General features: G+C 45.1%; 8 protein-coding genes. 1 reads left to right on the top strand and 7 read right to left on the bottom strand.

Features of this window, described 5'->3' with window-relative positions; all coding sequences use genetic code 11:
• Positions 1-85: 85 nt before the first annotated feature.
• The 7 genes from ACKLNH_RS02405 to ACKLNH_RS02375 form a co-directional block, all read right to left on the bottom strand.
• Positions 86-586: a YfbU family protein gene (locus ACKLNH_RS02405; RefSeq protein ID WP_413110631.1), complete on the bottom strand. Its 501-nt coding sequence runs from the start codon at positions 584-586 to the stop codon at positions 86-88.
• Between the two features lie 192 nt (positions 587-778).
• Positions 779-2533, bottom strand: coding sequence for a formate--tetrahydrofolate ligase (locus tag ACKLNH_RS02400; RefSeq protein ID WP_413110630.1), 1755 nt, complete (start codon positions 2531-2533; stop codon positions 779-781).
• Between the two features lie 218 nt (positions 2534-2751).
• Complete coding sequence (locus ACKLNH_RS02395) at positions 2752-3885, bottom strand: hypothetical protein (RefSeq protein ID WP_413110629.1); 1134 nt, start codon at positions 3883-3885, stop codon at positions 2752-2754.
• Positions 3863-4303, bottom strand: a complete 441-nt coding sequence (locus ACKLNH_RS02390) for a hypothetical protein (RefSeq protein ID WP_413110628.1) — start codon at positions 4301-4303, stop codon at positions 3863-3865. The genes ACKLNH_RS02395 and ACKLNH_RS02390 overlap by 23 nt, the downstream gene beginning before the upstream one ends.
• A 106-nt stretch (positions 4304-4409) precedes the next feature.
• The gene (gene pflA, locus ACKLNH_RS02385) at positions 4410-5150 is read right to left on the bottom strand and encodes a pyruvate formate lyase 1-activating protein (protein ID WP_413110627.1); all 741 of its coding nucleotides are present in this window, start codon (positions 5148-5150) and stop codon (positions 4410-4412) included.
• Positions 5151-5358: 208 nt separating this feature from the next.
• Positions 5359-7635, bottom strand: coding sequence for a formate C-acetyltransferase (gene pflB / locus ACKLNH_RS02380; protein WP_413110626.1), 2277 nt, complete (start codon positions 7633-7635; stop codon positions 5359-5361).
• Between the two features lie 227 nt (positions 7636-7862).
• Positions 7863-9407, bottom strand: a complete 1545-nt coding sequence (locus ACKLNH_RS02375; protein WP_413110625.1) for a DUF3360 family protein — start codon at positions 9405-9407, stop codon at positions 7863-7865.
• 576 nt (positions 9408-9983) lie between these two features.
• Between ACKLNH_RS02375 and ACKLNH_RS02370 the strand changes: the two genes are divergently transcribed.
• The gene (locus tag ACKLNH_RS02370) at positions 9984-10976 is read left to right on the top strand and encodes a hypothetical protein (protein WP_413110624.1); all 993 of its coding nucleotides are present in this window, start codon (positions 9984-9986) and stop codon (positions 10974-10976) included.
• Positions 10977-11052: the final 76 nt, after the last annotated feature.

Genomic DNA, 11052 nt, shown 5'->3' with positions numbered 1-11052 from the left:
ATCAATAAGTGAATGACTTTTGTTCATTTAGGCAAAAGGGGTCAAAAGTAACCCCTCAAATTTGAACCTTATGAGAACGTTCTGTTTAGGCATTGATGATTTGTTGTAGCTCGGTAGCACTCAAGTGGTACTGACGAGGACAGTTGCGCCAAGTTTGTAACATGCGTAGGTATTTGTCGAACAGCGGCACCTGACTATTAAAATGATGTTCTGATTTATCAAATTGAGGATAGAGGCCTTCTTCTTCAGTTAAAAAGCGCACGTAGTGCATAAGCTGAGCTTCAGTCGCAGCATCGAAGCCTAGGAACTGCAGGCGTCGTAAATCGACGTGGTGTTGATCCTTATCGGATAGCATTTTGTATGACTCTTGCATGGCGTGATGCATTTCCATAAAGTCGATAATCGTACGGCATTTTTCTTCGGAAAGCTCCCCGAAATCCTTATCTAACTCACGCATTTGTAAGCCATAGCCTCTTTCGACAATGAGCTGTAGACGACGATATTTTGCGGCCTGCTCTGGGGTGAGCTTAGACATCAAATAGTACTGGTTTGAGAGAATTAGTCGTTGAGCATTGGTCATTTCCATGATGAATAGCCTTACTAGTATTATGATTTCTAGTTAGATTACCAGTTTGTAAGCGGAAATGAAGTAAATTATTATCAAAGTGTTTCTGTATGGTGGGGCTTGATTGTAGGCTTGTTGTGCTTGATTTCGGTGTGTCTCTTAAGACACTGAGGCTATCCTCAGTGTCTTAGTGATTACCTAACGCGTAAGGGCTTAACTGAGGCCAATAATATTACCTTGATCATCCAGATCAAGTGCCATGAATGCGGGCTTCTCTGGTAAACCAGGCATGGTCATTACGTTTCCACATAACGCATAAATAAACCCAGCACCAGCGCATAGGCGCAGTTCACGGACAGGTACAGTAAACCCGCGTGGCGCTCCTTTTTGACTGGCGTCTGTGGTTATTGAAAGTGGTGTTTTTGCCATGCATAACGCTAAATGGTTGAAGCCTTGTTCCTTAAATTGTGCTAACTGCTGTTTAGCGACATCGCTAAGCTCGACATTGGCAGCGCCATAGCCAACTTCAGCAACGGTACTTAGCTTAGCTTCTAAATCTTGCTCAAGTGAATAAAGAGGTTTGAAGTTAGCTGGAACCTGACATGCTTTATCAACGGCTTTAGCGAGCGCAGCGGCGCCATCACCGCCATTAGCAAAGGCTTCACTGACTGCGACTTCAATCGGTGTTTTAGTCTCGATTTCTCTAATGAGTGCCGCTAATGTGGCTAACTCACTGTCGCAATCTTGCGGGAAGCGGTTGATCGCCACCACCACAGGTACGCCATATTTAGCTGCGTTGTTAATGTGCCACTTGAGGTTATCGAATCCGGCAAGCAAAGCTGCTTCATCAGGGGCAAAAATGGCTTCTGGTAGAGGCTGACCTGGGCGAAGGTCGTAAAGACCAGAGTTGGCTTTTAAGCCACGTAGTGTTGCAACGACAACGGCACAATCTGGGCCACGCTGTGCTTGCTGTGCTTTGATGTTGCACGCTTTTTCAAAGCCCATATCAGATCCGAAGCCACCTTCAGTGATGGTGTATTCACCGAGTCTAAGGGCAATACGATCGGCTATCACTGATGAGTTGCCATGGGCGATATTTGCAAATGGCCCAGCGTGAATAAAGGTAGGAACTCCTTCGAGAGTTTGCATTAGTGTAGGCTCAATCGCATCTCGCATTGTGACAGCCATCGCGCCCGCTACCTGCAGATCTTCTGCGGTTACAGGTTGTCCATCAAGGTTGTACGCTAATACAACTTTGCCAATACGTTGACGCATATCTTTAAGATCGTTAGCTAAGGCTAAAATGGCCATCAACTCAGAAGCGGCTGAAATATCAAAGCCGTCTTCTCGTTCAACCCCATTGATCGTTTTATTCGGGGCATTCTTACCAATGGTGATCATGCGTAAGCTGCGATCATTATGATCAATAACACGTTTCCATACAATGCGATTGATATCGATCTTAAGTGCTTTGAGGCCAGTTTTTTGTTCAAACTCGTCATAGCCGTGACGTTGCTCGTGATAAAGACGCGCATCAAGTGCTGCTGCTGCCAAATTGTGGGCAGCGGTAACAGCATGAATGTCACCGGTTAGGTGCAAATTGAGTTGTTCCATTGGCGCAACTTGGCTGTATCCACCACCAGCAGCCCCACCTTTAACACCAAATACCGGGCCCATTGATGGTTGTCGAATACAAGCTGATACCGATTTTCCGATTTTTTTAAGTCCCTGCGCTAACCCCAATGTGGTTACGGTTTTACCTTCGCCTAGCGGAGTCGGTGTAATTGCTGTTACAACGACCAGTTTCCCTTCAGGGCGATCGTTAAGGCGTTGGATTATCGACGTCTTAACTTTCGCTTTGAATGTCCCTTGTGGGGTTAAGTCTTCGGCAAGAATACCGTGCTGTTGAGCGATATCTTCGATCGGAAGGAGGGTGGCGTCTTGGCAAATCTGGATGTCACTTTTCATTGGGGTCACTATCCTTTATGGAACTGCGTAGTGAGATAAACACGTAAATTGGCGAGTAATTGAGCATTCACTGCTCGCGCAATCGTTTGCGGGGCATTTATATCACAAATTTGTATATAATGTAGTGTTTTGTGGCGACTTTATTTTATGCGCACGATTTTACACCAATTTATACGTACTGAGAATAGACTCAATTATGTGATGTGATGAAAGTGTGATTAAAGTGAAAAGCTATAACTTAATCCGAGAGAGAAGATAGTCGCAGAGTTATCACTGAGCCCCGGTTGACCCGTAAATGAAGGAGGGTGGGTAAAACTACCACGGTATTTGATATCGGGAACCCGTGTATAGTGCCACTCGCCAATAATTGAAAGGTTAGGTTTTATATCATAGCGTAGGCCTAAGCTAAGGCTATCAGATTTGTCGACGCTAACGCCTTCCGCATCACTAGGTAGGCGCTTGCCATACACGATGTAAGGAGACCAGTCATTGTAGTGATAAATGGCGGATGCATAGGCGCCCCAGCTCGATCCTTCCGCTGTTGTGGCTTCAAACATCAGTGTCCAGTCATCAATGTCCACTTTGGCCCCATAGGACCATGTATCAGTGTTTATCGCAAAGGCGAGTTGTTGTGGCGGTATTTGCGGCGGAAGGCCGGGGATCGCGTAACGCTCTACCGTTGAAATATCGACGCGGCTTTTAAAGTAGTTAACGTATAGCCCCCAGTTCACGCCTTCAAGGTCAATTCTCAGTCCATAAACTTCTTTAACGTCTACATCAAATTTCAATTGATTCACTTCATTGCCATTTATCTTTGAAGGAAACGCAATATAGGGTTGGATGTCAGCAAATAGTTGGTCACTGAGTTCGACATTAATTAGGGCGTCAATCGCTTCAAATCGAGTGAAGCCTGCCGTTGTATCATAGACCTCAGCGGGTAAGCGGATCCACGGGTAGGCTTGATTGACAAAAACAACCTGCGAGTACATGAACATAGGCGAACGTAGTCGGCCTGCGCGCAGCTGAAATGTATCGGTTGGGTTGACGGCCACATAAGCCCACTCTAATTCAGGGTCGCGAAAGTGATCGCTGGGTCGTTTAACCCCTTGCACAGAGAAGTGTAGCCAGTCGGTAGGGTAGAGGTCGAGCTGTATCCCTAAGGTTGTGTCGCAGTCAAAGCACCATTCATCACCAATATCTCGAGTGTAATAGTATGGGGTGGCGTTATCACTTTTTGCTGCAGCGACAGACGCAAAACCTGAAACATTCACCCATTCAGGAAGCGAAGAAGCAGCAACAGAGATTGAGCTACAGGCGGCAAATAAAGCACTAGCGAACTTCATATAAGACATTTAAGCCTCCTGCTGCGTCAATAGGTATGTAGCCAATTGCATTGGGGTTATTTATAAGCCACTCTTTTAGTTGCTCAATGTCTTCGTTAGGCATTTCAAACGGTGGTTGCGCTTTACCAGAAAATGCTAATGAAGCCCACTGGCGGCTCATTTGTGCCTCTGTTTTGTTCAAAAAGCGCTGATAAAACTCGATTCGAAGCGGGCTTCCTACGGGCAAGTCGACCAATTTTATTTTACCCATGCCATCAATGGTGCGACTTTTCCCGCTGAACACGCGGCGTGCTTTGGCTTCTGAAATATCGGTTGGCGGTGGTGGGGTAGCGGTAACAATAGCAAATCCCTGAGCAGTACTAGCACTACTCAGGGCAGTTCCAATGAGCAACGTCATAACAGGCAATAAACGATGAAAAGCAAACAAGGGAATTCCAATGCATGTTGTTTCATACAAGCATAGATGTGAAGTACAACTATTTCAACACTACTGCCTGTCTCGCTATTGCCTGAAGCTTAAAGACACACCAAAATCAGTACATGACAGTGTGACCATAACTGGTAAGAATGATTTTGATTTTTTCCATCGTTTCTTTTGATGGGGGTTTAACGTCAGCTAGCGGATAATCGTACCCCATGGCTTCCCATTTATGTGCGCCTAACTGGTGGTAGGGTAAGAGTTCGACCTTCTCGATATTATCCATGTCTTGAATGAATTTGCCGAGTTGATGCGCTGACGCCTCATCATCGGTAAAACCGGGTACAACAACATAGCGAATCCAGGTTTTTTGACCGCGTTTGTGCAAATATTCGGCAAACTGTAGAACGCGCTTGTTAGGAACACCGACCAAATTTTGATGAATATTGTCGTCAAGCTGTTTTATATCCAGCATAACAAGATCAGTAACATCCAATACCTCGTCTACGACGTCTGTATGTTTTCGGATATATCCATTGGTATCGAGGCAGGTATGAATACCTTGCGCTTGTGCTGCTTGGAAGAAATCGCGCACAAATTCTGGCTGAAGCATGGCTTCGCCGCCAGAGGCAGTGACTCCGCCACCTGAGGCGTTAATAAAATGGCGATAAGAGAGAACTTCCTTAATGATTTCCTCAACGGAAACCTCTTTACCGTCATTAAGATCCCACGTATCTCGGTTGTGACAGTATTGGCAACGCATTAAACAGCCTTGCATGAAGACAATAAAGCGAATACCTGGGCCGTCGACGGTGCCACAAGATTCATAGGAATGGATTCTACCGATTGTTGACATCTAAACTCTCGCTGACTTTATCATTTTTGTTAGCGGTATTTTATTACAAACGGGGGTAAAAATCTCAACAATGGATGACGTTTTGCCGTTTTGTAATAGGCGTGTGTATAGGCGTTTGGGTAGGTTATGAGAAAGGGCATCTAAGAGTCAGCGATAAAAAAGCCTCGCGAGTGCGAGGCTTTTTTTAAGCTATCAATGCGTTACTGAATTATAGTGATTCAGTAAAGGTACGTGCGATAACGTCTTTTTGCTGCTCTGTAGTCAGAGAGTTAAAACGTACTGCGTAACCTGATACACGGATAGTTAGCTGAGGGTATTTCTCAGGGTGCTCTACTGCGTCTAGCAAAGTTTCACGGTTTAGAACGTTAACGTTCAAGTGTTGACCGCCTTCGATAGTCTCTTCGTGGTGGAAGTAACCATCCATTAGACCTGCAAGGTTAGCACGCTGTGTGCCTTCATCTTTACCTAGAGCATTAGGTACGATAGAGAAGGTGTAAGAAATGCCATCTTTCGCATCAGCAAACGGTAGTTTACCTACTGATGTTAGAGATGCTACTGCACCTTTCTCATCACGACCGTGCATTGGGTTAGCACCAGGAGCAAATGGAGCACCTGCTTGACGACCGTCTGGCGTAGTACCTGTCTTCTTACCGTATACCACGTTTGAAGTGATAGTTAGGATCGATTGAGTAGGAACTGCATCACGGTAAGTCTTAAGCTTACGGATTTTGTTCATGAAGTTACTAACAAGTTCAACAGCTAAGTCATCAACACGAGCGTCGTTGTTACCAAACTTAGGATAGTCGCCTTCGATTTCGAAATCGATAGCAATACCATCTTCGTCACGAACTGGCTTCACTTTAGCGTGCTTAATAGCAGACAGTGAGTCAGCCGCAACAGATAGACCAGCGATACCACAAGCCATTGTACGCTTAACATCACGATCGTGAAGTGCCATAAGTGCAGCTTCGTAGCTGTACTTGTCGTGAGAGTAGTGGATAGCATTCAGAGCAGTAACGTATTGCTTCGCTAACCAATCCATTAGGTTGTCTAGGCCAGTCCACACTTTGTCGAAGTCTAGTACTTCGTCAGTCATTGCGTCTTGCTTAGGACCAACTTGGATCTTAAGCTTCTCATCCACACCACCGTTGATAACGTAAAGTAGTGTTTTAGCAAGGTTTGCACGCGCACCGAAGAATTGCATGTGCTTACCGATAACCATTGGAGATACACAACAAGCGATAGCGTAGTCATCGTTGTTGAAATCTGGACGCATTAGATCATCGTTTTCGTACTGGATAGAAGAAGTATCGATAGATACTTTCGCACAGAAACGCTTGAAGCCGTCAGGTAGTTGCTCAGACCATAGAACAGTGATGTTCGGCTCTGGAGAAGGACCCATAGTGTAAAGCGTGTTTAGGAAACGGAAGTTAGAACGCGTAACAAGAGTACGACCGTCAACACCCATACCACCCATAGATTCTGTTGCCCAGATTGGGTCGCCAGAGAATAGCTCATCATACTCAGGAGTACGTAGGAAACGGACCATACGTAGCTTCATTACGAAGTGGTCGATCATTTCTTGAGCATCAATCTCAGTGATCTTACCGTCAGCGATATCACGCTCGATGTACACATCTAGGAACGTAGAAGTACGGCCTAGAGACATTGCAGCACCGTTTTGAGACTTAACAGCAGCTAGGTAGCCGAAGTAAGTCCACTGGATAGCTTCTTTAGCAGATGTAGCAGGACCTGAGATATCGAAGCCGTAAGATGCAGCCATCTCTTTTAGTTGACCAAGTGCACGGTACTGTTCTTGAATTTCTTCACGAAGCTGCATCGTCATTTGTAGGTCTTCACCCGCTTCCAGTTTCTCTTGAGTAGAGTGGAATTGAGCAAACTTGTCTTTCATTAGGAAGTCTACGCCGTATAGAGCTACACGACGGTAGTCACCAATGATACGACCACGGCCGTATGCATCAGGAAGACCGGTTAGAACACCAGACTTACGACATTTTAGGATGTCTGGAGAATAAACATCGAAAACGCCTTGGTTGTGCGTTTTGCGGTACTCAGAGTAGATCTTAGATACTTGTGGATCAAGAGTACGACCGTACGCTTTACAAGAACCTTCGATCATGCGCACACCGCCGTTAGGCATGATTGCACGCTTAAGAGGCGCTTCAGTTTGCAAACCAACGATAGTTTCTAGATCTTTCTCGATGTAACCAGCATCGTGAGACGTGATGGTAGAGATCACTGAAGTGTCAAAATCAACAGGAGCGTGCGTTGAGTTCTCCTGCTTGATGCCTTCCATAACTTTTGCCCAAAGCGTATTAGTTGCTTCGGTACCTTCAGTTACGAGGAAAGACTCATCACCCTCGTAAGGGGTGTAGTTTTTTTGAATGAAGTCGCGAACGTTGACGTTTGTTTGCCAATCACCCGCAGCAAATCCTTCCCATGCTTTAGCAAATTGCTCTGCCATGACATACCTACCTTTTTAGTAGAAAAAAAATGCACATACAGCCTGTATTGTGACGTATATGTACTCTCTGATAAATATCAATACGAATAGCACCCTAGTTAGTTTTATGTGGTGCTATTTGGATTGCTATTTCTTTACATCAACACGACGCATTTGCGCTGTGGTGTTAAACAATGTTAGTGGTAATTAGAGGGCAATGTCATACACCACCCTCTATTTTATATCTACTACAGTAGTGCAGGAATACCGTATTGGCCTTCCAACATACCGACAGCCAGCATTGCCGCTAGACAAATAATCAATGCACCAGCAGGGATTACCACTTTATCTAATAACGTCAAACGTGCCGCACGCTCTTTGTTGCCGATGAGACCGTTGTTATCTAAAAGCATTGTTAAAGCCCATGCAAGTACAGGGTTGGTCACCATTGCCGCAAAGACACAGATACCAGCAGCTTGCGCATCTTTAGTATCTTTGATCATCTGAACACCAGCTTCTAGCAAAGGAAGGAATACACCAACCAATAGCGCAATACGCATCACTGGAGGCCATACCGCAACATCCATTGGGAAGCCAAGGATAGCCACAATAATACACATCACACCGAGTAAGATGGCACCCGCTGGGATTGGACGCTTCGCAATACCGGCAGGAATAATGTACGTGCCCCAAGACGATGTAATATTACCGCCACCCACTGCAGTACCAACGATTTGGCGTAGTGAACAAGTGGTCATCGTATCATCAACATCCATCAGCACGCGTTCTGAGCCACGTGGGTAGTTCAACTCTTGGAAGATACGGTGTCCTAAGAAGTCAGGAGACCACATCGCTACCGCAAGAATCGCGAATGGTAATGATGCAATAAAGTGCTGTGCTGTAGGTAAACCTAACATCCAACCTTGTTCAGTGCTTCCCCACCAGTAAACAGGGTTCAAGTTTGGTAGTCCTGTTTTGGTTTCGAAGATCAAATCAAAGCCAGCGCCGAGCGCTAATGATACCGCCAGTCCTGCTGCTGCACAGGCTGGGATCGCTAACCATCGTTTGTTTACTTTTGCCAAAAAAGCGTATAAACAAATGTTTACGGCAAGAACAACCAAACCAATATAGCCTAAGCTTCCTTTCGCATGCTCAGCGCTCTCTAAACCGACCGCCCAAGATTGAATGTCACCAATCTGTGTCATGGCGCCCGTAAAGCCGAGGAATACTAACAGACCACCTGCAACCCCCTCACTGGTGAGGTTGACGAGTTTGGAGCCGCCTTTAAAATAACTAAGTAGAAGGCCAAAAACACCAAGTAAGATCGCTAAAGCTAACGGGTGTGCGCCCGCGAGAGCAATAGTACCAATCAATGGGATCATTGGACCATGGTTGCCTGCGAGGTTAGCGCGAGGATTCAAAAATCCAGAGGCTAATACACAGAAAAGCAGGGCAGGGATTAACATTTCAACTCGTGCTACTTCAATAGCAAAAGCTTTACCCAATTCAACATGGTCCCAAGCTGTCGTTAGACCTTCAGCCCATGACATTGCGACCGAGGAGTACATCGCGATAATGGCGATGGTTCCAGCTAATGCAGGGACTAAATCTTCAAGTTCAAAACGAAAGTCGCGGCCTGGAAGGTTAAGCTTCCAGCGACGAGGCTTCATGATTTTAAGCTCATGGTCTAAATAATCGGAACGAGAACTAAATTCAGAAGCTGGGCGATGCAGCTCCTGATAGCTCTTTTCCTCATGTGTATCCAAGCCATCTGTATTTGCGTTTGATGACATATGTTCCTCGTTTATAAGTGTTCAAATATGATTGAATTATGGTGCTAATTATAATGTTTTTCATGCTACAAACTGCTCGTGCTATTGTGAAGCAATTGCAAAATGTTTGTAAACACGTTTCACCGATTTTTAGCAAAGTGTACGCTGTCACCTTCGAAAAGGTATTGATCTTGATCACTGCCGCTTAAAAAAAAACGAGAATAGACTAAAAAAAAATTGATAGTTTCTTCATCTTTTTAAATGTAGTCAGTAGATCTAAATCAGGCGTTTCACGCATAAGTTTATGTTTATGTTGAATTTATGTGCTTGGTTCTTCGGTGGTAAGCGTATATTGTAATGTAAAAATACTTAACAGCAAGTGACATACATTGTTTTGTGCGTGATTGTTTACTGAATGTCAGATGGCGATGGTATAAAAATCATGCAGTTTTTTTGAGTGGTGTTAGGCAGGGTGATGGCTATGTTACTATAAGTAAGCACTTTTTCGGCGATTTGTATCGCGAAGTTATCTAAAATAGGTACTCCTTTCTCACTCGAATGATATGATTTTGTCACATTTATTGTTGGTGATTTGTTATGCGTGTAGTTTTGTATGCAACCTCTTTGTTATTGGTTGGCTTTGTGGCGAATGCTGAAGTTATTCGACATCATGTCTATGATAGTTTGAGTCAAGCGCATGAAGAAATGCGCCGTGAACGTTATACCCAAGCCATCAGTATACTTGAAAGCACCCATACTGTTTCATCCCCAGAACTTGCTAACGTCGAGCGCCTAAAAGCATATAGCTATGCGCAATTATCGCGCTTTAATGACGCTGCACGCAGTTGCCATATTGCTTTAGAAGAGAAGCAGTTTGTTGGCGAGTATTTACTCGACTTAATGTCTGATTGCCAAGGTTGGGAAAATGCAGCCACTATCAGTAGTGATACTGTGAGTGATACTGTGAGTGATACTGCTGACGTAGAGCCGACGCTAGCAGTCATAGCGAAACCGACGAGAGTCGACCCTGCGCAGCTGGCAATACAAAAGAAGATAGAAAGTTATCAGCAACAAGGGCGTTATCAGGATGAGGCGTTAGCACGGATAGAGTGGAGCCGTATTAGCACAGAGCCAGAAGCTCAAGACTTTGCAAAAATAGCAAGCCTGTTTGCGCAGGAAAACAACATGGATCAGGCTAACTTTTGGCTCGGCTATGGCCTGAATCAAGGCCATATAAAAGCCAATAGTCAGCACTTATCACAATGGGCCAAGTATGCCGTTGCCGATAGTGACTGGGCGACAGTAAAAGACGTTGCCGTGCGGTTACGAGATGAAGAAGACAATGAGCAGTGGCTCTCACTTCATTTATTGTCGTTATATCACCTCAAAGATTGGGTAACACTGCAGTCATTATCCCAGCACGCCACAACACGATTTCCCTACCTCAGTGCGAATTGGCGATACTTGGGAATAAGTAGTTACTACCTTACTGAATATGCGCAAGCAGAATTTGCGTTTACTCGCTTGGCAGAATTAAATCCGGGCAGTGATGCTCACGGTTGGTTATTGATTATCCGGCGCCAAAAATAGCAGTAGCGCACCCATACAGATCTTCCTGCTTAAAATGCGCCCCAGCGCAGGGTTTTGTGTGGGGCGTATACTCTTC

This window comes from Thaumasiovibrio clandestinus, from assembly GCF_047250365.1.
In the GTDB taxonomy this organism is placed as follows: domain Bacteria; phylum Pseudomonadota; class Gammaproteobacteria; order Enterobacterales; family Vibrionaceae; genus Thaumasiovibrio.
The sequence above is the reverse complement of the archived record's forward strand: the minus strand, read 5'-3'. Positions and strand labels throughout refer to the sequence as shown.